The organism is Rhodococcus sp. KB6 (assembly GCF_001445685.1).
In the GTDB taxonomy this organism is placed as follows: Bacteria; Actinomycetota; Actinomycetes; order Mycobacteriales; family Mycobacteriaceae; genus Rhodococcus_F; species Rhodococcus_F qingshengii.
On the sequence record NZ_LNAK01000163.1, the window covers coordinates 107,762 to 134,042 of the forward strand.

Here is a 26,281-nt window from a genome sequence, read left to right on the forward strand (position 1 = left end):
GTCGGCACGCCTCCTCGCGAGGACTGAGGAAAACCTAGAAGTAAGAGAAGGACGAGAGACTCAACGTGGCACGGGATTACTACGGATTGCTCGGCGTCGACAAGAACGCGACAGACCAGGAGCTCAAGCGCGCTTACCGCAAGCTGGCACGCGAACTGCACCCGGACGTCAACCCTGACGAGGCGGCGCAGGCCAAGTTCAAGGAGATCTCGACGGCCTACGAGGTCCTGACCGACCCGGAGAAGCGTCGCATCGTCGATCTCGGCGGAGACCCGCTCGAGTCCGGTGGTGGCGGCGGTGGTGGCTTCGGCGGCGGATTCGGTGGCGGCGGCCTCGGCGACGTCTTCGAAGCATTCTTCGGCGGCGGTGGCGGCGCAGGTCGTGGGCCGCGCGGTCGCGTTCAGCCCGGAGCCGACTCGTTGCTTCGCACCAAGCTGACCCTCGCAGAATGTGCGACGGGAGTCAGCAAGCACGTGACCGTCGAGACGGCCATTCTGTGCGACAGCTGCACCGGAGCCGGAACCAACGGCGACTCCAAGCCGGTCCGCTGTGAGACCTGCAACGGTGCCGGCGAAGTTCAATCCATCCAGCGCTCGTTCCTCGGTCAGGTCATGACCTCGCGTCCCTGCCCGACGTGCCGCGGTGCCGGTGAGACCATCCCGGATCCCTGCCACAAGTGTGGCGGCGACGGCCGAGTTCGGGCCAAGCGTGACATCACCGTGAAGGTTCCCGCGGGCGTCGCCGGTGGCATGCGCATCCGTTTGACCGCGCAGGGTGAAGTGGGCCCGGGCGGCGGACACCCCGGCGACCTCTACGTCGAGATCGTCGAGCAGCAGCACGACGTCTTCGTTCGAGACGGTGAAGACCTGCACTGCACGATCCGCGTTCCGATGGTCGACGCAGCGCTCGGTACGACTGTCACCGTCGACACCATCATCGACGGCCCCAAGGAAATCACCATCGAGCCAGGCACCCAGCCCGGACACGTTGCTGTTCTTCGCGGTCATGGCATGCCGAAACTGCGGTCGGGAGTGCGCGGCGACGTGCACGCTCACCTCGAGGTGGTCATCCCGAGCCGTCTCGATCACAAGCAGTCCAAGCTGCTCAAGGAATTCAAGCTGCTCCGCGATCGTGACGAGGCCGAGGTTGTCTCGACGGCCTCGCAGAACAGCGGTGGATTGTTCTCGCGTCTTCGCGAAGCATTCAGCGGCCGCTGACGGTGGCCGCAACGGTCTTCTTTCTCGACCCGGTTCCCGGCGTCGGTGAAATCGCAGTTCTGGACGGACAGGAGGGTCGCCACGCGGCCACTGTCCGCCGGATCGGCGTCGGTGAGCGATTGGTGTTGGCCGACGGCCGTGGCCGGGTGGCCGACGCCGAGGTGACGAGCGTCGGCAAGGACCGCCTGGAACTGTTGGTCAGTGACGTTCAGGTTCTCGAGCAGCCCAAGCCGTTGGTGACCCTCGTTCAGGCACTTCCCAAGGCCGAGCGTTCCGAGTTGGCCATCGAACTGGCGACCGAGGCGGGGATCGACGCGGTGATCCCGTGGCATTCCTTGCGTTGTGTCGCCAAGTGGGAGGGCCCCAAGCTCGCCAAGGGCGTCGCACGCTGGCGAAGTGCGGCAGTGTCTGCGGCAAAGCAGTCCAGACGCGCGTTCGTCCCGGAAATTGCGGAACTGCACAAGACGCCGGCGGTGATCGCGTTGGTTCGTGACGCCGTTGCCCGCGGCGCTGTGGTTGCGGTGCTTCACGAATCGGCGACGACGCCGTTGGCCGGTTTGCCGCTGGCGAGCGCGGACGAGGTATTTCTGGTTGTCGGTCCCGAAGGTGGGCTGGACGATTCGGAGATCAACGCGTTGTCGGAGGCCGGGGCCACTCCGGTGCTTCTCGGCCCGACGGTCCTGCGCACGTCGACCGCCGGGGCTGTTGCTCTGGGCGCGATCGGAGTGCTGACCGATCGCTGGGGACCACGGCCACTGCACTGATCTTGTTGTGATCCCGAGCTGAATCGGATCCGGCGCTCAGCGAAGTGTCAGATTTGCGCACTATCGTAAGGACGTCGGGGGTCGCCTTCGGCGTGAGTTGGTTCGGGGATTTCAGGAGGCCAGATGTTGTCACGTGCGCATATGCGAATCGTTGGAGCGGTGTGTGCCGCGGCGGCGTTGATGCTCGTCGCGGGGTGCACGGTCTCCACCGGAGACAACACGGGTTCCTCCAGCAGCGCCGTCACCACTACCCCGACCAGCGAGGCGCTCGTCACCGTCACACCGGCGGACGGCGGAACTCCGGTGAGTCCACTCGACCCCATCGAGGTCCAGGTCGCGAAGGGAACACTGACGACCGTCGCGCTGACCAATCCCGAGGGTAAGGAAGTCGCCGGTATCACCACGCCGGACAAGACGTCCTGGAAACCGAGCGAACCACTCGGATACGGCAAGACTTACAAGCTGGTCGTCGACGTCGTCGACGCGAATGGTGTTGCCACGACCAAGAACACGACGCTGACCACCGTCGCGCCGAGTAACCAGACCCGGGCGTACATCAACACCACCGGTGGCGCCTCGATATCGGACGGTGGCACGTACGGTGTCGGCACCGTCGTCGCCGTTCATTTCGACGAGTTGATCGGTGACAAGGCCGCGGCCGAGAAGTCTCTGCTGGTCACAACCAATCCGCCCGTACAGGGATCGTGGTACTGGGTCGACGGTCAGAACGTTCACTGGCGACCGCAGAACTACTACGCACCAGGCACGACGGTCTCGGTGAATGCGAACATCTACGGCAAGCAGCTCGGCAACGGACTGTACGGCCAGCAGGACGACACCGTGTCCTTCAAAATCGGCGACTCCCACGTCTCGGTCGCCGACGACAACACCAAGATGGTGACCGTCTACGAAAACGGTCAGGTGATCAAGGAAATGCCGACCTCGATGGGAATGGGCGGCACCGAGACGATCGGCGGCACGACGCTCTCGTTCTGGACCCAGCCCGGCACGTACACCGTGATGGACAAGGCCAACCCCGTCATCATGGATTCGTCGACCTACGGTCTGCCGATCAACTCGCGCCTCGGCTACAAGGAATCCATCAACTGGGCCACCCGCATCAGCACCGACGGTATCTATCTTCACGAGTTGGAGAGCACCGTCTGGGCGCAGGGAAACACCGACACCTCGCACGGTTGCCTTAATCTCAGTGCGGCCAATGCCAAATGGTTCTTCGATTTCTCGCAGCCGGGAGATGTCGTCGAGATCAAGAACACCGGCGGCGCTCCGCTGGAGGTGTGGCAGAACGGCGACTGGACCCTTTCCTGGGCAGACTGGGCCGCAGGCAGCGCCCTCGCCTGAGATAGATTTCCTCGGTGCCTCGATTCAAGATTCCGTACGGCCGACACGAGCAGCAGTTCGGGCATCTCTACGTTCCCGACGGAGTCGCTGACGGCCCGATCCCGGTCGTCATGCAGATCCACGGCGGCTTCTGGAGCGGGCAGTACGGATTGACTCTGGGCACCGCATTTGCCGTCGAACTCGCGCGGCACGGCGTCGCGGTGTGGAACATCGAATACCGCCGTCTCGGGGCGGGCGGTGGTTGGCCGGAGATGTCCGCCGACGTGAAAACGGCGTACGACGAAATCCCCGGACTGGTTGCCGGGAAGTCCTCGGCCGAATTGGATCTGAATCAGATTCGCTTGCTCGGGCATTCGGCCGGAGGACATCTTGCAGTGTGGCTGGCGGGGGAGAAGGACACGTTTACCCGGCCTGAACGGGTCATCGCACAGGCGGCCGCACTCGATCTGGCGTCGGCAGGCGAGCGTGGACGACGGATCAGCTTCATCGAGGATCTGTTCGGCGTTCCGTTCGACGCGGACCCGGATCTGTATCGCAGTGCGTCGCCGCAGCATCGATTGCCGATCGGCGTCCCCGTTGTGTGCGTCACGGGTGCGGAGGATCTGCAGGTGCCGGCCAAGGTGAGCTCCCGGTACGCGAAAGCCGCGGAAGCGGCTGGTGATCCCGTGGCACTGCGTGTGATCGAGGGCGAAGGACACGACGCATTTCTCTCACCCTCGACCGAGTCGTGGCGGGTCTCCCGCGAGTTGGTTCTCGCCGAAGACCCGCTGGCTCCGAGCACGTCAGACTGACGCGGGGTCCACTTCCACAGGGGCCTTCTTGCCCGGCAGGATGAACGCCACGACAACTGCCCCCACGAACAGTGCAAGACCGCCCGCCCAACTGGCCGCCGAAATCGCGTCGGCGTAGGCACTGCCTGCGGCGTCGAGCAACGGCCCTGCCTGAGCTGCAGCCAACGGGTTGCCTGCCATCTCTTCGGCGACCAACGAAGCGCCGCCGACGGATTCGCCCGACACCTCCATCGCGTACGCGGCCTGTTGCGCAAGTTCGCCCGTCAACTGCGGAACCTGCATTCCATCGATGAATCCGGCAATCGAATCCTTGTAGCTCGCAGCGAGGATCGAGCCGAGGATCGCGATACCCAGCGAGCCGCCGAGTTCGATGGCGGTGTCGTTGAGGCCACCCGCAGCACCGAGATCGTCCTCGGAGAAGTTGTCCATGATGGCGTCGGTGGCCGGCGGTTCGCTGAGACCGATGCCCAGGCCGAGCAGGATCAGTGGGACTGCGAACATCCAGTAGCCCGAATCGCCGTCGACCTGCGTGAGAATCAGAACGCCGATCGCGGCGACCACCATGCCGCCGACGATGGACGCCCGGACGCCGATCAGCGGAGTGATCCGCCCACTGACAACGGCGCCGATCGAAACGGCAATTGCCAAGGGCAGCAAACGAACACCGGTTTCGAGTGCGCCGTAGCCGAGGATGAACTGGAACTGCTGTGAGATGAAGTAGATGGCGCCGAAGGCGGCCAGGAACAGCAGAAGTACGGCGAGCGTCGCGCCGCCGACCATGCGCTGGCCGAGCTTACGGACGTCGAGCAGTGGCTGCGGGTGACGCAGTTCCCAGACGACGAACGAGACGAGGCCGATCGCAGCGAGTACCGCGGCACCGATGGGTCCGCCGGTCCACCCGAAGTGGAATCCGTTGATGATCGAGTACACGAGCGAGCCGATGGTGACCACCGAGAGTGCGCCGCCGATCCAGTCGATCCGGCCCAGGTGCTCGGCCTTGCTCGGCGGCACCAGAATTACGGCGGCGACGGCAGCGACTGCGGCGATCGGGACGTTGATCAGGAAAGTGATGCTCCAGGAATGACTGTCGAGAATCCATCCGGCCAACAGCGGACCGAGTGCAATCGCGAGACCCGACGTCGCCGCCCACGCCGCGATGGCGCGTGATCGCTCCGCTTTGGGAAAGGTAGCGACCAGAAGCGAAAGCGTCGCGGGCATGATGATCGCGGCGCCGACGCCCATGATCATTCGTGCCGCGATGACGGCGTTGGTGGTGTCCGCGATGCTGCCGAAGACGGCGCCGCCGGCGAACACGGCGAGTCCGGCGAGAAGTGCGCCGCGGCGACTGTACTTGTCACCGATCACGCCGAACAGCAGCATCAATGCGGCGTAGGGGACGGTGTAGCCGTCGATGACCCATTGAAGTTGCGTGCTGGTGAGGCCGAGGTCTCTGGTCATGTCCGGCGCCGCGACGATCAGCGCGGTATTCGCCATCACGACGATCAGCAGACTCAGGCACAACACCCCGAGCGCGGCCCACCGCCGTGAGTACGGCTGGTCCATCTCCGAGACAGGTTTGCTCATGAGTGTCGTCATGACGCGACTCCGTTCCTGATGATCGAAGACACTCCTCGATCTATTTGCACACTGATGTGTAAGTTAATAACTTGCACACCGATGTGCAACTATGATTGACCTAGATCACAGTTGGGCAGTCGAAAGAGGTGGAACGCGCGTTGACGCATTCGGGCACAGTCGTTTCGGGAACTGCCGAATCGGGCGGACGGCAGCGTCGTAGTCAGGCCGCGGCCAATCGCAATCGCATCATCGAGGCGGCGATCACGGCGTTTGCTGCTGATCCGGATGCGAGCATGGACGACGTCGCAAAGGCCGCCGGTGTGGTCAGGCGAACCGTGTACGCGCATTTCGACAGCCGAGAGGCGCTGATCAACGGCATCGTGGACGAGGCGTCGACCGATCTCGTAGCTGCGCTGAGCCAAGCCGGCGAGCCGCCCGAGCGCCCGGATCTGGCGACTGCCGTACTGGCATTGCTGTCATGGCCGGTCGGTGATCGCTTCCGGATGCTGCTCAGCTTTGCTCGCAAAGAGTTGGGGGAGCAGCGGATTCTCGATCTGATGGAGCCCGCGCGCGCCGTGAGTATCAGCGTCGTCGAGCGCGGTCAGCGTGACGGAACCTTCTCGAAATACCTGCCGGCCGAGACTCTGGTAGCGATGACCGAGGCGATCACGATCACTTTGTTCGATCAGGCCAACAGTGGGCTCATCACGGACTCGGGCGAATCCTTTGCCGCCGTGTGCCTGGTCATCGCGGGTATCAGTCCGGACAGAAGCTCCGAGATCGTCGCCGAAGCGTCGGAGTGGATCCGCGAATCGCTGCCGTCCGGTCGCCGCGAGGATTAGGCCGGGACGATTAACAAGTGGGCCGTGTCCGACTCTGGCGCTAGACTTCGAAGTATCGAGGCTCACGAGTCGAGTGGGCTGATCGGACCAGAAAGCAGGCCATATTCACCACGTGAGTGAACACAGTGAACTCGACGGGAACCGTGTAACCACCATCACCGAGCGCGCTCTGCCCGCAGAGCGCACCGTCCGTTCGAGTATGGATCTGGCGCCGGAGACCGTGCGTCAAATCCTGGGGGCGACGGACGAGAATCTCACCGCGATCGAACGTGAGCTTCGTGCCGACATTCATGTACGTGGCGGAACCATCTCCTTGTCGGGGACGGCTGCAGACGTGGCGCTGGCAGAACGTGTGTTCAGTGAATTGGCGTCGCTGGCCGGTCGGGGGCAGCCCATTGCTCCGGACGCTGTTCGACGAACCATCGGCATGCTCACCAACGAGGTCGGCGAGTCTCCGGCCGAGGTGCTCTCCCTCGACATTCTTTCGCGTCGGGGCAAGACGATTCGGCCGAAGACCCTCAACCAGAAACGCTACGTCGACGCCATCGACGAGAACACCATCGTGTTCGGAGTCGGCCCGGCCGGTACCGGCAAGACCTACCTCGCCATGGCCAAGGCCGTTCAGGCGTTGCAGGCCAAGCAGGTCTCTCGGATCATCTTGACCAGGCCGGCAGTCGAGGCCGGGGAGCGACTGGGCTTTCTGCCCGGCACGCTGCACGAGAAGATCGATCCGTATCTCCGCCCGCTGCACGACGCATTGCACGACATGATGGATCCCGAGGCGATTCCGAAGTTGATGCAGGCCGGAGTCATCGAGGTCGCTCCGCTCGCCTACATGCGTGGCCGGACGCTCAACGACGCCTTCATCATCTTGGACGAAGCGCAGAACACCACGGCCGAGCAGATGAAGATGTTCCTGACCCGCCTCGGGTTCGGTTCCAAGATCGTGGTCACCGGAGACGTGACCCAGGTCGATCTGCCGGGCGGGGCCCGTTCGGGTCTGCGCGCGGCATCCGAAATCCTCACCGGGATCGACGATATTCATTTCGCCACTCTCGACAGCAGCGACGTCGTACGTCATCGGCTGGTCTCTCACATCGTCGACGCTTACGAGCGTCACGAATCGGATCGGTCCGGCGAGTTGGCGGTCGGAAACCGGGCGCAGCGCCGCGCTGCACATGCTCATTCACCGCGACGGTAGGCTGAGCGACGCATCAACCCCTACTTTTCCCAGGAAAGAGCGTCGCACATGAGCATCGAGGTCTCGAACGAATCGGGCATGGACATCTCCGAACCGGAGTTGATCAGCGTTGCCCGTTTCGTGATCGCTCGGATGGATGTCCATCCGGCGGCCGAGCTGTCGATGGTTCTCGTCGACTCCGCGACGATGGCGGATCTGCACGTTCGCTGGATGGACCTGCCGGGTCCGACCGACGTCATGTCGTTCCCGATGGACGAACTCGAGCCGGGTGGCCGTCCCGATTCCCCCGAGCCGGGGCCGTCGATGCTCGGCGACATCGTGCTGTGTCCGTCTTTTGCCGCGGATCAGGCTGACAAGGCCGGGCATTCACTGGCTCACGAACTTGCCCTCCTGACCGTCCACGGTGTGTTGCACCTTCTCGGCTACGACCATGCGGAGCCGGAAGAGGAGAAGGAGATGTTCGGCTTGCAGAACAGCCTCCTCGAAGAGTGGTACGAAGACCTTCGCCGTATCGACCGCGAAGCAGCACTGGCCGAACGCGATCAGAAGCTGCTCGGTAAGACCGGTTTCGTCGACGGAGTGGACCGATAACAGTTATCCGGGGGTTCTGTAGTGAGTAGCGCCATAGCGCTCTTTGTTCTGGCGATTGCTCTTGTCCCGGTCGGTGGTGTCTTCGCGGCCGTCGACTCGGCGCTCAACACCATTTCGTCGGCGCGGATCGACGAGATGGCAAAGGAAGAGCGAGCCGGCGCCGCGCGAGTGCAACGCATTCTGACCGATCGTCCGCGATACGTGAATCTGATGGTCCTGCTTCGCATTTTGTGCGAGATCACGGCCACCGTCGTACTCGTGGGCGGCCTGATCGACGTCCTCTCGATGGGCTGGGCGCTGACCGTTACCGCGGTGATCATGGTTCTCGTCTCGTACGTGGTCATCGGCGTCGGACCGAGAACGCTTGGGCGCCAACATGCGTACTCCATCGCGATGGCCGCGTCGCTGCCACTGCTGTGGATCGGGGTTCTGCTCGGGCCGATCAGTCGCGTCCTGATCCTCGTGGGTAACGCATTGACCCCGGGTAAGGGCTTCCGCAACGGCCCGTTCGCGTCGGAAATCGAGTTGCGTGAACTCGTGGACATGGCGCAGGAACGTGGCGTCGTGGCCGACGAAGAACGCCGAATGATCCAGTCCGTCTTCGAGCTCGGAGACACGTCGGCACGCGAGGTGATGGTGCCGCGCACCGACATGGTGTGGATCGAGAACGACAAGAATGCCGGGCAGGCGACGTCGTTGGCCGTCCGCAGTGGTCACTCGCGCCTGCCGGTCATCGGGGAGAACGTCGACGACGTGCTCGGTGTCGTCTACCTCAAGGATCTGGTCAAGCAGACCTACCACCTGCCCGACGGCGGCCGGAACGTCAACGTCTGCGACGTCATGCGGCCCGCCGTCTTCGTTCCCGACTCGAAGCCGCTCGACAGCTTGCTGGCCGAGATGCAGCGCGACCGCAACCACATGGCGATACTCGTCGACGAGTACGGCGGAATCGCCGGGCTCGTCACGATCGAGGACGTCATCGAAGAGATCGTCGGTGAGATCGCCGACGAGTACGACGAGGACGAGACGCCGCCCATCGAGGATCTCGGTGACGGAATGTTCCGCGTATCCGCGAGACTTCCCATCGAAGACCTCGGTGAATTGTTCGATCTCGAACTCGAACTCGACGAGGTGGAGACCGTCGGCGGGCTGATCGGATACGTACTCGGCCGAGTGCCACTTCCCGGTTCCGAAGTGGAGTACGACGGTTTGATCCTGCGCGGCGAGGGAACCAATACGGGCCGAGGCCGGGTACGCATCAGCACGGTGTTCGTGCAGCGCATCCCGCCGTCCGAAGACGAAGAGACAGAAGACACCGATGACTGAGCGAGAGTTCAGCGAGGAGCAGTTATGAGCAAGAACGAATTCCGGTCAGGCTTCGTGTGTTTCGTGGGTCGACCCAATACGGGCAAGTCCACGCTGACCAACGCGTTGGTCGGCAGCAAGATCGCGATCACGTCCTCGCGCCCGCAGACGACGCGCCACACGATTCGCGGCATCGTTCACCGCGAGCATGCGCAGCTGATCCTGGTGGACACCCCTGGACTGCACAAGCCCCGCACTTTGCTCGGGCAGCGCCTCAATGACCTGGTTCGCGACACGTACTCCGAGGTCGACGTCATCTGCCTGTGCATCCCGGCTGACGAGGCCATCGGGCCCGGAGACCGCTGGATCGTGCAGCAGGTCCGTCAGATGGCGCCCAAGACCAAGCTTGTCGGCATCGTGACCAAGATCGACAAGGTCAGCCGCGACGCCGTCGGAAAGCAGTTGCTCGCGTTGTCCACCCTGCTCGGCCCCGAATCCGAGGTCGTTCCGGTGTCCGCGAAGTCGGGTGAACAGGTCGAGATCCTGGTCGACGTCCTCGCCGGTCTGATGGACGAGGGCCCGGCCTTCTACCCGGACGGGGAACTGACGGACGAGCCCGAAGAGGTGCTCATGGCCGAACTGATCCGTGAGGCTGCGCTCGAGGGGCTCGGCGAAGAATTGCCGCACTCCCTGGCTGTGGTGATCGAGGAGGTCATTCCGCGCGAGGGACGCACCGAGAAGCAGGGCGAGATGCTCGACGTGCATGCACTGCTCTACGTCGAGCGGCCCAGTCAGAAGGGCATCGTCATCGGTAAGGGCGGAGCGCGTCTGCGGGAAGTCGGTACCAGTGCGCGCCTGCAGATCGAGAAGCTGCTCGGTGTGCGGATCTTCCTGGAGCTGCACGTCAAGGTCGCCAAGGACTGGCAGCGCGACCCGAAGCAGCTCGGCCGGCTGGGCTTCTAGGGCCGGAGGACCCTGAGGATCGCCGCGCCGATGTCCTGCTCGTCGACGCCGGTGGCCAGGCGTCGGAGTTGGAGGCCGGTGATGACGGCGACGAGCGTCGATGCAATCGACTCCGGATCAGGTACACCGAGTGCCGTCAGAATCGTGACGGTCAAATCGTCGTAGGCGGCGAAGCATTCGACGGCGACTTCGTGGAGTTCGTGGTCGCGCCCGGCGGCGATGTACATCTCGAACGGCGCGATCCGCTCGGCCGAGAACGAAAGATCTCGCGTCACCTTTTCGGCTATTGCCGCGGCGTCCTCGACGCTCAGACCTTTGTCGCGGTACTCCTCGGCCAAGGCGCGCAGGCGCGTCGTCTCGTCTGTCACGAAACGAGACAGAGCAGCGCGGAGCATGTCCGACTGGCTGGCGAAGTGATACGTGATCGATCCGAGTGAGACGCCGGCCTGCGCGGCGATGCGCCGGTTGCTCACACCCGGGATGCCGTCGGTACCGACGACGTGCAGAACGGCGTCGAGTATTCGCGCGCGGACGTCCCGGTTACTCATCGAGTCACCACCACGGCTCGGGGCGGACCTGATCCCAACGCAGGACCGATTCCAATTGTGAAGCGAGGGAGACCAACAGAGGTTCGGTGTTCTCGTTGCCCATCAACTGCGCACCGATGGGAAGGCCGGTGTTGCTGAATCCGGCCGGTACGTTGACCGAGGGCCAGCCGAGGACGTTCCACGGCCACGCGTACGGGCAGGCGCCGGTCATGACCTTGTCTGTGTCCCAGCCACCGATGCCGTCGATCGCGGTCGCCATGATCGGTGGAGTTGCCGTCGTGGGTGCCAGGACGACGTCGTAGGTGTCGAAGATCGCTCCGATCCGCTTTCGCATCCGTGGCTCGGCCGCGCGGGCCGCGCGCAGAGGTGCGCCGCGAAGTAGCTTGCCGTTCTGGGCATTTCCGCGTGTTCTGGCATCGACCAGTGTCGGGTCGGGAACGCGTCCGAGCCAGTCGTGGACCCCGACGAGTGAGCGGGGCAGAAAGTTCAGGCCGAAGATCAGGCCGTATGCGGGATCGTCGACGACGACGTGGTGTCCGAGCTCCCGCAGCGTGTCGGCGATCGAATGCACGGCCAGGCGCACTTCCGGGTCCAGCTTCACGGGAGTGGCGGTGAACGGATTGCGAAGGGAAAGCGCGATTTTCAGTTTTCCGGGGTCGCGTCCCACCGCGTCGCTGACGGTGACCGGTGTCGGCTTGTGGAGATCGCCGTCATGGTTGCCGGCAGCGACGTCGAGCAGCAGTGCCGCGTCGGCGACGGTGCGAGCGAGCGGTCCGTTGACCGTCAGGCCGTAGAACGCTTCGGCGTCGGGCCAGGTTGAGATGCGCCCGCGCTGCGGTTTGATTCCGACGAGGTTGGTCCAGGCCGCGGGGATTCGGATGGAACCGGCTCCGTCGGAACCGATTCCGGCGCTGACCAATCCGGCGGCGACGGCCGCGGCGGTGCCGCCCGACGATCCGCCTGGAGTGTGGTGACGCGACCACGGATTGCGCGTGTAACCGAAGGCTGAACCGCTCGTGAGCGGCCACTGGCCCAATTCCGGGCTGTTGGTCTTGCCCACGATCACTGCGCCGGCGTCGCGGAGGCGTCGAATCATCTCCGAGTCCTCGGTCTTGGCCGGGAAATCGCCAGGGCAACCGAAGGCCGTGGGTTCGCCGGTGATGTCGACGTCGTCCTTCACTGCGATCGGCACACCGAGTAGCGGCAGACGCTCGCCGAGTGCGAGACGTCTGTCGGCCTCGGCAGCTTCCTCGAGTGCCTTCTCTCGCCGCACGATCTTGAACGCATTGAGGTGAGGCTGAGTGGCCTCGATCCGGCTCAGCGTTGCCTCGGTGGCCGCGACGGACGAGGTGGCGCCCGAGGCCAGACTCGCAACCTGGTCGACAAGACCGGGGGCGAGATCGTGGTCGGTTCGAGAAGTCATCAGGTTCCCTTCGCAAAACTGTTCGTTCGAACGAACAGTAACTTGTTTCAGTATTAGTGAACTTCGGTTTCGCGTCAAGATCGCGTCAAGACGCCAGGTCGGTGCGTAAGCGGATCGTCAGAGACGCGGAATCGGCCTTTCCGGAGGTCGAAGCTGAGAGAGCGCATCCGGTCGAGGGCGACCGCGCGTCATGGCTGCGATGCACAGCAGCACGGCAAAAGATTTCGAAGAGGGAAGCTCATGGCCGATCTGGCCTACGTTGCTCTGATTCTCGGCGGTTTTCTCGTGTGCGCGCTGGTACTGCGCGCCCTACAGGCGAGCGCTCCCAAATGACGGTTGCCGGTGTGGTCAGCGTGGTTCTGATCGCCGTCGCCGCGGCATTGGTCATTTACCTGCTCGTTGCACTCGTAGATCCTGAGAGGTTCTGATGTCGCCCGCTCTTGCAGCCGGCCTGCAGATCGCTTTTGTCCTCGTCGTTCTGGCAATCGCCTACGTTCCGGTGGGCGACTACATGGCGCGTGTTTACTCGTCGACGCGAGATCTTCGGGTCGAGAGTGTGATCTACCGCGTCGGTCGGATCGACTCCAGGGCCGAGCAGACGTGGTACGGCTACGCCGCAAGCGTTCTCGGATTCTCGCTGGCCAGCGCATTGTTCCTGTACTTCCTGCAACGGATTCAGGGAGTACTGCCGCTCAGTGACGGTCTGTCCGGGGTCAGTCCTGCCGTAGCGTTCAACACCGCGATTTCGTTTGTGGCGAACACCAACTGGCAGTCGTACACGCCGGAAACGACGATGAGCAACTTCGTTCAGCCCGTCGGTCTGGCGGTGCAGAACTTCGTCTCGGCAGCGGTCGGCATGGCGGTGGCCATCGCATTGGTTCGCGGCTTCATTCGGGTGGCCAGGGGCGGCGAGATCGGCAACTTCTGGGTCGATCTGACGCGTGGTTCTCTGCGCATCCTCCTCCCGTTCTCCTTCGTGATCGCCCTGATCCTGTTGAGCCAGGGAGTGATCCAGTCGTTCCACAGCGGTTTCGCCTCCACCGGCCTCGACGGCAATGCGGTGACCAATGCACTGGCCCCCGTCGCGTCCCAGGAAGCGATCAAGGAACTCGGCACCAACGGTGGCGGGATCTTGGCTGCCAACTCGGCGCACCCGTTCGAGAACCCCACCCCGTTGAGCAATGTCGTCGAGATCCTGGCGATCCTGTTGATTCCGGTCTGCCTCACCCGAACGTTCGGAACTCTCGTCGGGGATCGTAGGCAAGGCCTCACCCTGCTGGCAGTGATGGGAATCCTGTGGAGCGGGCTGCTCGCAGTCACGCTCGCTGCCGAATCCGGCGCACGCGGTGTTGCCGCCACAGCAGCTGGTTCGATGATGGAGGGCAAGGAAGTTCGCTTCGGAATCCCCGGATCGGCGTTGTTCGCGGTGGCGACCACGGGAACGTCGACGGGCGCGGTGAACTCGGCCCACGACAGCATGTCACCCCTCGGCGGCGGCGCGGTCCTGCTCAACATGTTGCTCGGCGAAATTGCGCCAGGTGGAGTCGGAACCGGCCTCTACGGGATTCTTGTGCTGGCATTGATCGCAGTGTTCGTCGGCGGACTGCTGGTCGGTCGCACGCCCGAATATCTCGGCAAGAAGTTGGGTCGACGCGAGATCACCCTTGCGGCGCTGTCGATTCTGGTCATGCCCGCGCTGGTCTTGATCGGTACCGCCATCACCGTCATCCTCGGTTCTACCACCGGTTATCAAGGCAATGGGGGAGATCCGGGCACGCCGGGATCGATCCACGGGTTCAGTGAGGTGCTTTACGCCTTCGCCTCCGCCTCCAACAACAACGGCAGCGCCTTCGGCGGTCTGACGGTCACCAGCGACTGGTTCCAGTCGTCTCTCGGAATCTGCATGCTTCTCGGCCGATTCCTGCCGATCATCTTCGTTCTCGCTTTGGCCGGTGCTCTTGCCTCGCAGAAGAAGGTGGCGCCGACGGCCGGCACCCTCCCGACGTCCGGACCGATGTTCACCGGTTTGTTGACCGGCACCGTCGTTCTTGTTGCTGCACTTACATTCTTCCCGGCCCTCGCGCTGGGCCCGCTAGCGGAGGCTCTTCAATGACCGTGCGTATCAGTGAGAAACCCGTGGTAGCGCAAGACGCCGCCGACAAGGCTGATCCAGGGCAGTCCCGTCAAGTACACGCAGGCGTTTTCAACCCGCGGCAGATGATCACCGCGTTGCCGGGGGCCGTGCGCAAACTCGACCCACGCCACCTCGCCCGCAACCCGGTCATGTTCGTGGTGTTCGTCGGTTCCGTCATCACCACTGTCATGGCGATCGCCGATCCCTCGGTGTTCTCCTGGGTGATCACCCTGTGGCTCTGGTTCACGGTGATCTTCGCGAACCTCGCTGAATCCGTGGCCGAAGGGCGCGGCAAGGCGCAGGCGGCGAGCCTGCGAAAGGTGAAGCAGGACACCACAGCACATCGGATCACGATGAGCGGTGCGATCGAATCGGTTTCCGGCACCGAACTGGTGGTCGGCGATCGGGTGATAGTGGTTGCCGGCGAGGTCATCCCCGGCGACGGCGACGTGGTCGAAGGTATTGCCTCCGTAGACGAATCGGCGATCACCGGTGAATCCGCGCCGGTGGTCCGTGAATCCGGTGGTGACCGGTGCGCCGTCACCGGTGGTACGACGGTTCTCTCGGACCGCATCGTCGTGGAAATCACCGCAGCACCGGGCAGTTCGTTCGTGGACCGGATGATCGCGCTCGTCGAGGGTGCTTCACGTCAGAAGACACCCAACGAGATTGCGCTCAACATCCTGCTCGCGTCGTTGACCGTCATCTTCCTCCTCGCCGTCGTAGCCATCGGCCCGATGGGCTTGTACGCGGGGCACGAGCAGGATCCGATCAAGCTGATCGCACTTCTCGTCTGCCTGATCCCGACGACCATCGGAGCGCTGCTCTCGGCGATCGGTATCGCGGGCATGGACCGCCTCGTCCAGCGCAACGTTCTCGCGATGTCGGGACGCGCGGTGGAAGCTGCGGGCGACATCGACACCCTGTTGATGGACAAGACCGGAACCATCACTTTCGGTAACCGCCGGGCCACCGCACTCCATCCGGCGCCCGGTGTATCCGCCGACGATCTTGCTGCGGCAGCTCGCTTGTCGAGCCTGGCCGACGGAACTCCCGAGGGACGGAGCATCGTCGAGCTGTGCGCAGCGGAGTTCGGTCTTGCTGCCGAGCCGACGCTGGACGAGGAACGCGCAGAGTTCGTTCCGTTCACGGCGCAAACCCGGATGAGCGGACTCGACCACTCCGGACGCCAAATCCGAAAGGGTGCAGCAGATGCGGTGATGAACTGGGTCGTCAGTGGTGGTGGACACGCGGAGACCGCGGTGACCGACACCGTGGGCGACATCGCCCAAGCCGGCGGAACGCCGCTGGTAGTTGCCGTCAAGCAAGGTGAGAGTATCTCGATCCTCGGCGTGATCGCGTTGTCCGACGTCGTCAAGCCGGGAATGGCTGACAGGTTCGCCGAACTCCGGGCGATGGGTATTCGCACGATCATGATCACCGGCGACAATCCGTTGACCGCGAAGGCGATTGCCGACGAGGCGGGCGTCGACGACTTCATGGCGGAGGCCACCCCGGAAGACAAACTGGCCCTGATTCGGAAGGAACAGGAAGGCGGACGTCTCGTCGCGATGACCGGTGACGGGACCAATGATGCTCCCGCCCTTGCCCAGGCGGATGTCGGGGTCGCGATGAACACGGGAACCTCGGCAGCCAAAGAGGCCGGGAACATGGTCGATCTCGATTCCGATCCCACCAAGCTGATCGAGGTGGTGGAAATCGGCAAGCAATTGCTGATCACCCGCGGCGCGTTGACCACATTCTCGTTGGCGAACGACCTGGCGAAGTATTTCGCAATCCTGCCGGCCTTGTTCAGCGGCATCTACCCGCAGCTGGACGCGTTGAACATCATGCGTCTCGCCACCCCCGAATCGGCGATCGTCTCGGCCGTGATCTTCAACGCCTTGGTGATCATCGGTTTGATTCCGTTGGCACTCAAGGGTGTTCGATACCGACCGTCGACGGCATCGCAGTTGCTCGGACGTAACCTGCTCGTCTACGGTCTCGGCGGTGTGATCACACCGTTCGTCGGTATCTGGTTGATCGATCTCGTCGTACGTTTGATTCCTGGAATTGGGTGACCTGACATGCGTTTCACTATCGGTTTTGCCAAACAGGTGTGGGCGGGTTTGCTCGTATTGCTCGCGCTCACCGTCGTTCTCGGTGTGGTCTATCCCGCCGCGGTGTGGGGTGTCAGCCGGATCAGCTCCGGATCTGCCGAAGGCTCACCGGTCACCGATGCCGCCGGTTGCGTGGTCGGCAGTGCCTGGGTGGGTGTCGATCCGCAGGTCGCCGAAGGGCAGCAGGACCCGTTCTTCCACAATCGTGTTGTCGGATCCGTTTCGGACGAGGATCCGTTTGCCACCGGTGATCCCGCTGCGGCACTGCCGTCCAACCAGGGGCCGAGCAGCGAGATTCTGGCCGGATTCGTCATCGAGCGCCGGGCAGCCATCGCGGCACGTGAGGGTGTCGACCCTGCATCGGTTCCCGTCGACGCAGTCACCGGTTCGGGCTCGGGTATCGATCCCCACATCAGTCCGGCGTACGCCCAACTGCAGGTCGCGAGGGTGGCGGCGAACAACGGCATCTCGGAAGACCAGGTGCGGGACTTGGTGGCCGAGCACACCGACGGTCGGCAACTCGGATTTCTCGGAGCCGAGCGAGTCAACGTACTGGAATTGAACCTGGCACTCGGATTGACGGCACCTACGTGTGCTGCGCCGACGACTGGTGGATGATTGTCACGTGAGTTCTTCGGAGAAGGTCGGTCAATCTTTCGGTAGGGCACGCAAACGTGGTGAATTGCGTATCTACCTCGGCGCTGCGCCCGGCGTCGGAAAGACCTTCGCGATGCTCGGTGAGGCTCATCGGCGTCGAGATCGTGGCTGTGACGTGGTCGCGGCCGTCGTGGAGACACACGGCCGCGCCCGCACCGCGGCGCAGATCGGAGACCTCGAAATAGTGCCGCCCAAGCTGGTGGATTATCGCGGAACACGGATGCCGGAACTGGACGTCGAGGCCGTGTTGGCTCGGCGTCCGGCCCTTGTCCTGGTGGACGAGTTGGCACATACCAACACGCCAGGGAGCAAGAATCACAAGCGCTGGCAGGACGTACAGGAACTGCTCGAAGCCGGGATCGACGTTCTGTCCACGGTCAACGTGCAACACCTCGAAAGCCTCAACGACGTTGTCGCGCACATCACCGGCGTGGTTCAGCAGGAGACGGTTCCGGACGCGGTAGTGCGTAGTGCGGCGCAGGTCGAGCTGGTCGACATCACCCCGGAGGCGCTGCGCCGCAGACTTTCTCACGGAAACGTGTATTCACCGGAACGGGTCGATGCGGCCTTGGGCAATTACTTCAGACGCGGAAACCTCACGGCGCTACGCGAACTGGCTCTGCTGTGGGTGGCCGATCAGGTGGACGCCGCACTGGCGAAATACCGGGCCGAGAACAAGATCACCGATACCTGGGAAGCGCGCGAGCGTGTCGTCGTTGCCGTGACCGGGGGACCGGAGTCGGAAACCCTGGTACGACGCGCATCTCGAATCGCGTCGAAGTCGAGCGCCGAGCTGATGGTGGTCCACGTCGTACGCGGTGACGGACTCACCGGCGTCTCGGCCCCCGAGATGGGCAAGGTGCGCGCGTTGGCTGTCGGAGTCGGCGCCACGCTTCACACCGTTGTCGGTGACGACGTACCGTCGACGCTCCTCGAGTTCGCGCGTGAGGAGAACGCCACACAGTTGGTGCTGGGAACGTCGCGGCGTTCCCGCCTGGCTCGCATCCTCGACGAGGGGATCGGCGCTGCGGTGGTTCAGCAGTCCGGTGGTATCGACGTTCACATGGTCACGCACGAGGAAGCGACGGCGCGACGACGCATTTCGGTGCTGGGGCGCTCGGAGCGCCGGGTCCTGTCGTGGATTGCGGCGATCGTCGTGCCTTCGCTCGCGGCCGCGATCATGGGTCTCGTCGACCGAATCTCCGGGGTCAACGGCGAGAACGCGCTGTTCTTCGTCGTGGTCGTTCTGGTCGCCCTCCTCGGCGGCGTCGGCCCGGCGATATTGTCGGCCCTGATCTCGGGACTGCTGCTCAATTACTTCTTCACCGATCCGCGGTACAGCTTCACCATCGCCGAACCTGACAACTTCATCACCACTGTCGTGCTGTTGATCGTGGCTGTGGCAGTTGCCGTTCTGGTCGACGCCGCAGCAAAGCGCGCCCGCGAGGCGAAGCGCGCATCCGAGGAAGCCGAACTGCTCACACTGTTCGCGGGATCAGTTCTCCGCGGAGCGGATCTGTCGACACTTCTGGCGAAGGCACTCGAAATCTATCGCCAGCGAGGGGTTTCCGTCATTCATCACGACGACGGAGTCATCGCCGCCGTGGGTACGCAGCCGCCGACCACGGACGACGAAGCGGATACGGTCTGTGAGGTCAACGACGGGGAATACGCGCTGTTGTTGGCTGGGCCCGACCTGAGTGCGCGGGATCGACGAGTGCTGACGGTGGTGGCTCACCAAGCAGTTGGGATGATCCGCCAGGAGAAACTGACAGTCGAGGCGAGCAAGGCTGCCGCGCTCACCGAGGCTGATCAACTGCGTCGAGCCCTGCTGTCAGCGGTAAGCCATGACCTGCGAACGCCTCTCGCCGGAGTGAAGGCGGCGGTGTCGAGTCTGCGCAGCGACGACATCGAGTTCTCGCCCGAAGACACCGCTGAATTGTTGGCAACCATCGAGGAGTCGGCGGATCAGTTGACGGCGCTGGTCGGGAACTTGCTCGACTCGTCCCGACTTGCCGCCGGGGTGGTGAAACCCACGCTGCGGCCGGTGTATCTGGACGAGGTGGTTCACCGCGCGTTGCTGGGCCTCGGCATCGGTGGACGCTCGGATTCGCGGGCTCGAAGTGTAGTCGTCGACGTGGGTACCGTTGCAGTGCAGGCAGATCAAGGTCTGCTCGAGCGGGTGATTGCGAACATCGTCGACAACGCTCTGCGCTACGGGGGAGAAACCCCGGTGCGCGTCGGGGCGGCGCAACTCGGTGATCGTGTGGTGATCAGTGTTGCCGATACGGGCCCAGGTGTTCCGCGAGGTGAGGCCGAAACGATGTTCCAGCCGTTCCAACGGATGGGAGATCGCGACAACACCGGCGGAGTGGGCCTCGGACTTTCCGTGGTGCGCGGATTTGTCGATGCGATGGGCGGAACGGTCAGCGCCACAGACACACCTGGTGGGGGATTGACGATGATCGTGGAGTTGGCTGCGGCCGGTACGAATGGGAATGGATCATGAGTCGAATCCTGGTAGTGGACGACGAACCGCAGATTCTGCGAGCTCTGCGTATCAATCTTTCGGTGCGCGGGTACGAGGTGGTGACCGCGTCGACGGGCGCCGGTGCCTTGCGGGCTGCTGCCGAGCGTCCACCGGACGTCGTGGTACTCGATCTCGGACTGCCCGACATGGACGGCACCGAAGTGCTTGCCGGCCTGCGTGGCTGGTGCACGGCGCCGGTCATCGTGCTGTCGGCGCGCACGGATTCCGCGGACAAGGTCGAGGCTCTCGACGCCGGTGCGGACGACTACGTCACCAAGCCCTTCGGGATGGACGAGTTTCTGGCCCGCGTGCGCGCTGCGGCGAGGCGGGGAACCTCCGCGGCGGACACTTCGGAACCGTCGGTCGAGACCGCGTCCTTCACGGTGGACTTGGCTGCGAAAACAGTGAGTCGGCGCGGTGAACAGGTGCATCTGACTCCGACCGAGTGGGGCATGCTCGAGATGCTTGTGCGCAACCGCGGAAAGCTGGTCGGGCAGAAGGAGTTGCTTCGGGAAGTGTGGGGACCGGCGTACGACACCGAGACCCACTATCTACGTGTCTACCTGGCTCAACTTCGTCGGAAGCTCGAGGATGACCCGGCGAACCCCAAGCATCTGATCACCGAGGCAGGAATGGGTTATCGATTCGTGGTGTGAGAAGCCAGGTCAGAGCACAACTACCAATTTGCCACGTGCCGTACCGGCTTCCATCTTGGCATGTGCTCGCGCGATGTCCTCGAACGCGAACACCTCGTCGATCGGTACCACCGCCTCGCCTGACGCCACAGCGGAGAGGAAGTCTTGCAGTACGTCGGCAGGCAGGTCGGACGCGTCCCCACCGTACGAGGTCAATCGCACTCCGCGTGGAATGTAGTCGATCGGATAAAAGTCTTTGACTGTCCACTCGTTGGACAGCATTCCCGTGAAACACACGGTGCCGTGAACGCGGGTCGCGCGCAACGTGTCGGGAAGTGTTGGTGTTCCGACCAATTCGAGGGCCAGATCAACACCGCCCGGGAGGATGTCTCGAACCTGGCCGGCCACAGCACCGTCGTCGACGATAACGTGGTCAACCCCGATCGCGGTCAACGACGACGCTTTGTTCGCATCTCGGGTGGTCGCAAGGACAGTGAGTCCCCACTGCTTCGCCAGGACTGCGGTTGCCATGCCGACCGAGGAGGTTCCTCCCCGGATCAACAGGGATTGACCGGATTTCGCGTCCAGTCCTACCGTCAGCGAGCCGTAGGACGTTTGCAGCATCTCGGGAACAGCTCCCACTGTCGACCAGTCCAGTTCGCTCGAGAAGGGAACGACCTGACTGACGGGAACGCACGTGTACTCGGCATAACCGCCGTCGAACGTCCTCCCCATCCCACCCATCATGGCGGCGACTTGCCGGCCTTCGGTGAGCTCCCCGCCGGGGCAGTTCACCACTTCGCCGACGGCCTCGATGCCCAGCACCCTCGGGAATGTCACGCCTTCGGCGAGGCCGAGGCGGGTGTGAAGTTCGGATCGATTGAGGCCGAATGCCTTCACCCGGACCAGTACCCAGCCCGCAATCGGCACGGGTATCGGAATCACTTTGATAGTCAATGCTTCTGGCGGGCCGGGGGCGTCGAGCACGATTGCGCGCATTGTGTCGGTCATGCTTTTTCCTTCGTGGTCGGTGTCAGGTTTCGATTGGCTTCACGCAGCGTGGCCAGTGTGGCGCCGAATCGATCGAGAGCGTCGGGCGTCAGCACGGAACCGAGACGGCGCTCCAATTCGCCGTCGAACGTTGCCTTCGCCCGCCGCAACAGCTCATTGCCCTCGGGAGTCAACTCGATGAGTGAGGATCGTTTGTCGGTGGGATTGGATTTTCGACGGCAGTGTCCAGCCGCTTCGATTCGATCCACCAGCTTGCTCGTGCCACCGACGGTGATCGCGAGGGCCTCGGCGATGTCGAAGACCCGACAGGAGCCGAGCCTGTCGATGATCTGCATCGGCTCGAATCGACTCAGTGGCAGGTCGTGCTCGATTCGGAGTCGCTGGTCGACGGCCGTCCACAGTTCGGTTTCGAAGCGGACGAGGTTGTCGAAGTGCCTGCTCAGGGCTGATCTGGTCACGAGCAGACTCCGAACCGATATGCATTCCGTGGAATCATTTTCTCACCGTACGCCCGATTCGTGATTAATTCCATGGAATCTATTTGCGGCCTTTCATTGTGTCGGTGGCGCATGGGAACATATGTTCGTGTCGCATGAACCGCTGGATCAAGAAACGCCAGGTAATCACCCTGGCGGTGCTCGTTCCGGCGGTAATCATTCTGGCGGTAGTCGGTCCACAGGTGACGCAACAATCCTGCATGCGGATCTCGATTCGTTCTACGCATCAGTCGAGCAACGCGACGACCCGACTCTGGCCGGCAGGCCGGTCATCGTCGGTGGTGGGGTGGTCTTGGCGGCAAGCTACGAGGCCAAGGCGTTCGGGGTTCGCACAGCCATGAGCGGTGGTCAGGCCCGATCACTGTGTCCTCAGGCGATAGTTGTCCCTCCGCGAATGTCGGCGTACTCGCAGGCGAGCAAAGACGTGTTCGACGTCTTTCACGACACGTCGCCGCTGGTCGAAGGAATCTCCATAGACGAGGCCTTTCTCGAGGTCGGCGGGCTCGCCAAGATCGTGGGAAACCCGCTGCAGATCGGAGCCAACCTCAGACGCGATGTGGCCGAGCAGGTCGGACTACCGATCACGGTCGGAATCGCACGCACCAAGTTCCTGGCCAAGGTCGCCAGTGCATTCGCGAAACCCGACGGATTGCTGCGAGTGCCGCCGGAGGGCGAGACCGAGTTCCTGCATCCCTTGCCGGTCGAGAAGCTGTGGGGCGTCGGCAAGATCACGGCCCAGAAGCTGCGAAACTTCGACATCGTGACGGTGGGTGACATCGCTCGGCACGACGAATCCTCGATCGTCTCGATTCTCGGGGGCGGCGCCGGTCGCCATCTCTACGCACTCTCACACAATCGAGATCCGCGCCCCGTCCGCGCCTACCGTGGCCGCAGTTCGATGGGTGCTCAGCATGCGCTGGGTCGCGGATCCCATCCCCGCGCAGAACTCGATGCGTCGTTGATGTCCCTTGTCGACCGTGTCAGTCGACGCATGCGTTCGGCGCAGCGGACGGGGCGCACGGTCACGCTCCGGCTCCGCTTCGCGGATTTCACGCGGGCAACTCGATCTCACACGCTGCGCCGGTCCACCGCCGACACAGCGGAATTGCTGAGCGCCTCGATGGTGCTGCTGGACGAAGCGATACCGATGATCGCGGACAAGGGCATCACGTTGATCGGTGTCGCTGTCTCCAACCTGGATCGGGACGGCGCCGAACAACTCGAATTGCCCTTCGACGGTCCAGGATTCGCGGGTCCGGACACTGCCGCCCTCGACTCGGCAATGGACAGTGTCCGGAAGAAGTTCGGCTCCGCGGCCCTCACGAGGGGAGTGCTCCTGGGACGCGATCCGGACCTGTCGGTGCCGCTACTGCCGGACTAGGTGAGGTTTTCTCGCAGAGTCGCTCCCTCGTATTCGCGACGGAACAACCCACGCGCCTGCAGCACCGGAATCACGTGATCGACAAAATCTTCCAGACCCCGCGGATAGGTTGGCGGCATCAGATTGAAACCGTCGGCACCGCGGCCGTTCAACCAGGATCCCATCTCGTCGGCAATCGACTCCGGTGTTCCGATCATCGTTGCGTGACCACCACCCGCAGCGAGCGTCCCGAGGAGCTCCCGCACAGTCGGTGCGTCCTTCTCGACGATCCGCAAAATAGTGGCGTAGCGTCCCTGCGGCCCTGTGAACGCTTCGAGTGGAGGCAACGGGGGCACGGGCCCGTCGAGATCCCAGTTCTCGCAATCCTGTCCGGTGAACAACGAGAGTTGGCGTATCGACTGTTCGGTGGGCAGCAGGAGATCGAGTTCGGCCTTCTTCGCCCTGGCCTCGGCGACGGTGCTGCCGACGTAGGTGACCAGTCCCGGCATCACGGCGACAGAGTTCGAATCCCGGCCGGCTCGCTCGATTCTCGATTTCACGTCCGCGTAGTAGGCCTGTGCGCTGGGTAAGTCGTAGGCAACCGAATAGATTGCCTCGGCGCGACGCGCCGCCAGATCGCGGCCCTGCTCGGACGCCCCGGCCTGGAACAACACCGGCCGGCCTTGCGGGGAGCGCGGAACCGTCAACGGCCCGTCCACCCGAAAATGTTTGCCGTCGTGATCGATTCGAGAAATCCTGTTTGCGTCGGCAAAACGCCCCGACCGGTCGAGAATCAGCGCGTCTTCCGACCATGAATCCCACAATGCGAGGGCCACTTCGACAAATTCGTCGGCTCGTTCGTATCGGGATGCGTGATCGGGCATCGCCTCGAGTCCGTGGTTGCGCGCCTCCTGGTCGAACATCGAGGTCACGACGTTCCAGCCGGCCCGTCCGCCGCTGATGTGGTCGAGCGAGGCCAACAGTCGCGCCGCGTGAAACGGCGTGTAGAAAGTGGTGGAAATGGTGGTCACCAGGCCGATGTCCGCTGTCGCTCGTGCCATGGCAGTCAATGCGGTGATCGGCTCGAGAAACCACGACGCACCCGACTCGGGTTCGCGAACACTGTGACCGTCAGCGAAGAAGACGGCGTCCAGCTTGCCGCGTTCGGCGATCTGGGCGAGCGACTCGTAATACGTGATGTCGCCGAGACTTTCGACCGGTGAGTCGCGATGACGCCATGCCGCACTGTGATGTCCGCAACCGAGCAGGAACGCACCTATCCGCAGCTGTGCGCCCATCAGTTCTTGACGAGTCCGCCGTCGACAACCAGGTTCTGGCCGGTCACGGCCCGTGACCATGGTGAGGCGAAAAAGAGTGCAGCGTCGGCAAATTCGTCCGGCGTCGTGACTCGGCGCAGGGGAGTGCTTGCCGCGATCATGTCGAACACGGCTTCCGGTGTCGCGGCACTCGCATCGGTGGTGCGGAGCAAGCCGCCGGAGACCATGTTGACTGTGATCCCGTCCGGACCGAGGTCGGCGGACAGCGTCCGTGTCAGTGCCAACAGTGCGGCCTTGGCAGCGGTGTAGTCGTGGTACGGAACTACCGGATTCTGGACCAGATTGGTTCCGACAGTGATGATTCGGCCGAAGCCGAGTTCGCGCATGCCTGGTAGCGCTGCCTGGGTGGTATTGAGTGTTCCGGCAACAGCTCCGCGTAGTTGAGACTCGAAGTCGGCCCAGGTGATCGTGTCCGCGTTCGGCCGTGCATCGCCGTTGAACGAGAAGTCGACCAGTGCATTGTCGACCACGGTCGAGATCGGTGCGTCGAATCTCTCGCGTGCAGCGGAGAACAACTGGTCGACGGAACTGCGGTCCGTCACGTCCGCCTGGACTGCGAAGGTGCGATCCTCACCCAGTTCGGCGACCAGGGCCTCGGCGGCATCGCGGCTCTTGTTGTAGTTCACAATTACGCGGGCGCCCGAGCGGGAGAATGCTCGGCTCAGTGCGGCGCCTAGCCCGCGGGCGCCACCGGTGATCAGAACGATCTGCTCGTCGAGGTTCAATGCGCGCTGAAATTGCTGTTCGGTCACGTCGACATCCCTCCGCCAGTGCTAACTGGTCAGGTTCATCGGGTCTGATCTCAGCCGACTTTTTCGGCACCCCGTGTCACCGTCCATCAGACCACGTGAGGTGAATCGTCCTGAACGCCGGGTGCGTTGTAACGGCCGGCGCGATGAGTTTTCGATCGCGCGGGAGTCGTAATTGCAAGCGAAGTGGCAACCGGCCGCTCGCCTTCGCCCCAGGAGATTCCGATGACCACCCAGCCCGTCCACAACGAAACTGTTTCCGGTAACGCCACGACGACGACACCTTCGGCCACGGCTCGCAAGCTCGGATACGTCCTGAGTGGGCTGTTCGTCGTTTTCATGCTCTTCGACGGCATCATCCACATTCTCAACCTTCAGACAGTCAAGGATGCGTCGGCTGAACTTGGGTTGCCGGACTCGCTGGCATTGACGGCTGGGGTGGTGCAACTGATCTGCCTTGCGCTGTACGTGATTCCGCGAACGTCGATACTCGGCGCGATTCTGCTCACCGGTTACCTGGGGGGAGCGGTGTTGACCAACCTTCGAGCTGAACAGCCTCTGCTGAGCACGACCCTGTTTGCCGTCTACACCGGAATCGTCATGTGGGCGGGACTGTATCTCCGGGACGAGAAGGTTCGCGAGATCATCCCGCTGCGTCGGGCCTGA

At 63.3% G+C, this 26,281-nt stretch carries 24 protein-coding genes and 1 riboswitch; of the genes, 17 read left to right on the forward strand and 7 right to left on the reverse strand.

Features of this window, described 5'->3' with window-relative positions:
• The first annotated feature begins 65 nt into the window (after positions 1–65).
• From dnaJ to ASU23_RS31440, 4 genes are all read left to right on the forward strand, one after another.
• Complete coding sequence (gene dnaJ / locus ASU23_RS31425) at positions 66–1,217, forward strand: molecular chaperone DnaJ (protein WP_003944460.1); 1,152 nt, start codon at positions 66–68, stop codon at positions 1,215–1,217.
• A gap of 2 nt (positions 1,218–1,219) precedes the next feature.
• The gene (locus ASU23_RS31430; protein ID WP_058039410.1) at positions 1,220–1,981 is read left to right on the forward strand and encodes a 16S rRNA (uracil(1498)-N(3))-methyltransferase; all 762 of its coding nucleotides are present in this window, start codon (positions 1,220–1,222) and stop codon (positions 1,979–1,981) included.
• Positions 1,982–2,104: 123 nt separating this feature from the next.
• On the forward strand, positions 2,105–3,343 hold the full coding sequence (locus tag ASU23_RS31435; RefSeq protein WP_054187678.1) for an Ig-like domain-containing protein: 1,239 nt from the start codon (positions 2,105–2,107) through the stop codon (positions 3,341–3,343).
• Between the two features lie 14 nt (positions 3,344–3,357).
• Positions 3,358–4,134 carry a S9 family peptidase gene (locus tag ASU23_RS31440; RefSeq protein WP_042924086.1) on the forward strand — a complete coding sequence of 259 codons (777 nt, stop codon included), beginning with the start codon at positions 3,358–3,360 and terminating at the stop codon, positions 4,132–4,134.
• Here ASU23_RS31440 and ASU23_RS31445 read toward each other — a convergent pair.
• On the reverse strand, positions 4,126–5,730 hold the full coding sequence (locus ASU23_RS31445) for an MFS transporter (RefSeq protein WP_054187677.1): 1,605 nt from the start codon (positions 5,728–5,730) through the stop codon (positions 4,126–4,128). The two genes, ASU23_RS31440 and ASU23_RS31445, sit on opposite strands and share 9 nt — an antisense overlap.
• A 128-nt stretch (positions 5,731–5,858) precedes the next feature.
• On the opposite strand from ASU23_RS31445, the gene ASU23_RS31450 reads away from it, so the two are divergent.
• The 5 genes from ASU23_RS31450 (at position 5,859) to era (ending at position 10,614) form a co-directional block, all read left to right on the forward strand.
• A complete protein-coding gene (locus ASU23_RS31450) occupies positions 5,859–6,554 on the forward strand; it encodes a TetR/AcrR family transcriptional regulator (RefSeq protein ID WP_007731067.1) in 696 nt (231 codons plus the stop codon).
• Between the two features lie 199 nt (positions 6,555–6,753).
• On the forward strand, positions 6,754–7,755 hold the full coding sequence (locus ASU23_RS31455; RefSeq protein WP_223304543.1) for a PhoH family protein: 1,002 nt from the start codon (positions 6,754–6,756) through the stop codon (positions 7,753–7,755).
• A 48-nt stretch (positions 7,756–7,803) separates the two neighbouring features.
• Positions 7,804–8,346, forward strand: a complete 543-nt coding sequence (gene ybeY / locus ASU23_RS31460) for an rRNA maturation RNase YbeY (RefSeq protein WP_003944525.1) — start codon at positions 7,804–7,806, stop codon at positions 8,344–8,346.
• Positions 8,347–8,367: 21 nt separating this feature from the next.
• A complete protein-coding gene (locus ASU23_RS31465; protein ID WP_058039411.1) occupies positions 8,368–9,672 on the forward strand; it encodes a hemolysin family protein in 1,305 nt (434 codons plus the stop codon).
• A 24-nt stretch (positions 9,673–9,696) separates the two neighbouring features.
• Positions 9,697–10,614 carry a GTPase Era gene (gene era / locus ASU23_RS31470; RefSeq protein ID WP_003944451.1) on the forward strand — a complete coding sequence of 306 codons (918 nt, stop codon included), beginning with the start codon at positions 9,697–9,699 and terminating at the stop codon, positions 10,612–10,614.
• On the opposite strand, the gene ASU23_RS31475 is transcribed toward era, so the two are convergent.
• Together ASU23_RS31475 and ASU23_RS31480 are read right to left on the reverse strand one after the other, a co-directional pair.
• On the reverse strand, positions 10,611–11,162 hold the full coding sequence (locus tag ASU23_RS31475; RefSeq protein WP_003944561.1) for a TetR/AcrR family transcriptional regulator: 552 nt from the start codon (positions 11,160–11,162) through the stop codon (positions 10,611–10,613). The genes era and ASU23_RS31475 overlap by 4 nt on opposite strands.
• Before the next feature lie 4 nt (positions 11,163–11,166).
• The gene (locus ASU23_RS31480; RefSeq protein WP_058039412.1) at positions 11,167–12,585 is read right to left on the reverse strand and encodes an amidase; all 1,419 of its coding nucleotides are present in this window, start codon (positions 12,583–12,585) and stop codon (positions 11,167–11,169) included.
• Positions 12,586–12,914: 329 nt separating this feature from the next.
• On the opposite strand from ASU23_RS31480, the gene kdpF reads away from it, so the two are divergent.
• The 6 genes from kdpF to ASU23_RS31510 are packed head-to-tail and all read left to right on the forward strand — an operon-like array spanning position 12,915 to position 20,682.
• Complete coding sequence (kdpF, locus tag ASU23_RS31485) at positions 12,915–13,013, forward strand: K(+)-transporting ATPase subunit F (protein ID WP_007731078.1); 99 nt, start codon at positions 12,915–12,917, stop codon at positions 13,011–13,013.
• A complete protein-coding gene (gene kdpA, locus ASU23_RS31490; RefSeq protein ID WP_003944472.1) occupies positions 13,013–14,698 on the forward strand; it encodes a potassium-transporting ATPase subunit KdpA in 1,686 nt (561 codons plus the stop codon). The genes kdpF and kdpA overlap by 1 nt, the downstream gene beginning before the upstream one ends.
• The gene (gene kdpB / locus ASU23_RS31495) at positions 14,695–16,800 is read left to right on the forward strand and encodes a potassium-transporting ATPase subunit KdpB (RefSeq protein WP_058039413.1); all 2,106 of its coding nucleotides are present in this window, start codon (positions 14,695–14,697) and stop codon (positions 16,798–16,800) included. The genes kdpA and kdpB overlap by 4 nt, the downstream gene beginning before the upstream one ends.
• A gap of 6 nt (positions 16,801–16,806) precedes the next feature.
• Complete coding sequence (locus tag ASU23_RS31500; protein WP_050654653.1) at positions 16,807–17,457, forward strand: potassium-transporting ATPase subunit C; 651 nt, start codon at positions 16,807–16,809, stop codon at positions 17,455–17,457.
• 7 nt (positions 17,458–17,464) lie between these two features.
• The gene (locus ASU23_RS31505; RefSeq protein WP_058039501.1) at positions 17,465–20,005 is read left to right on the forward strand and encodes a sensor histidine kinase KdpD; all 2,541 of its coding nucleotides are present in this window, start codon (positions 17,465–17,467) and stop codon (positions 20,003–20,005) included.
• The gene (locus ASU23_RS31510) at positions 20,002–20,682 is read left to right on the forward strand and encodes a response regulator (protein ID WP_003944545.1); all 681 of its coding nucleotides are present in this window, start codon (positions 20,002–20,004) and stop codon (positions 20,680–20,682) included. The genes ASU23_RS31505 and ASU23_RS31510 overlap by 4 nt, the downstream gene beginning before the upstream one ends.
• A 9-nt stretch (positions 20,683–20,691) precedes the next feature.
• Here ASU23_RS31510 and ASU23_RS31515 read toward each other — a convergent pair whose 3' ends face one another.
• Both ASU23_RS31515 and ASU23_RS31520 read right to left on the reverse strand, forming a co-directional pair.
• Positions 20,692–21,672 (reverse strand): zinc-binding alcohol dehydrogenase family protein, encoded by a 981-nt coding sequence (locus ASU23_RS31515; RefSeq protein ID WP_030536604.1) that lies wholly within the window; start codon positions 21,670–21,672, stop codon positions 20,692–20,694.
• Entirely contained in the window at positions 21,669–22,130 is a 462-nt protein-coding gene (locus ASU23_RS31520) for a MarR family winged helix-turn-helix transcriptional regulator (RefSeq protein ID WP_007731082.1), read from the reverse strand. The genes ASU23_RS31515 and ASU23_RS31520 overlap by 4 nt, the downstream gene beginning before the upstream one ends.
• 121 nt (positions 22,131–22,251) lie before the next feature.
• Between ASU23_RS31520 and dinB the strand changes: the two genes are divergently transcribed.
• A complete protein-coding gene (gene dinB, locus ASU23_RS31525) occupies positions 22,252–23,550 on the forward strand; it encodes a DNA polymerase IV (RefSeq protein ID WP_007731083.1) in 1,299 nt (432 codons plus the stop codon).
• Here the strand turns inward: dinB and ASU23_RS31530 are convergent.
• A complete protein-coding gene (locus ASU23_RS31530; protein WP_058039414.1) occupies positions 23,547–24,827 on the reverse strand; it encodes an LLM class flavin-dependent oxidoreductase in 1,281 nt (426 codons plus the stop codon). The two genes, dinB and ASU23_RS31530, sit on opposite strands and share 4 nt — an antisense overlap.
• Positions 24,827–25,591, reverse strand: a complete 765-nt coding sequence (locus tag ASU23_RS31535; protein ID WP_007731086.1) for a 3-oxoacyl-ACP reductase — start codon at positions 25,589–25,591, stop codon at positions 24,827–24,829. Before ASU23_RS31535 ends, ASU23_RS31530 begins: the two co-directional genes overlap by 1 nt.
• A gap of 17 nt (positions 25,592–25,608) precedes the next feature.
• Positions 25,609–25,702, reverse strand: a riboswitch (TPP riboswitch).
• Positions 25,703–25,840: 138 nt separating this feature from the next.
• Here ASU23_RS31535 and ASU23_RS31540 point away from each other — a divergent pair.
• Positions 25,841–26,281, forward strand: coding sequence for a DoxX family protein (locus ASU23_RS31540; RefSeq protein ID WP_003944516.1), 441 nt, complete (start codon positions 25,841–25,843; stop codon positions 26,279–26,281).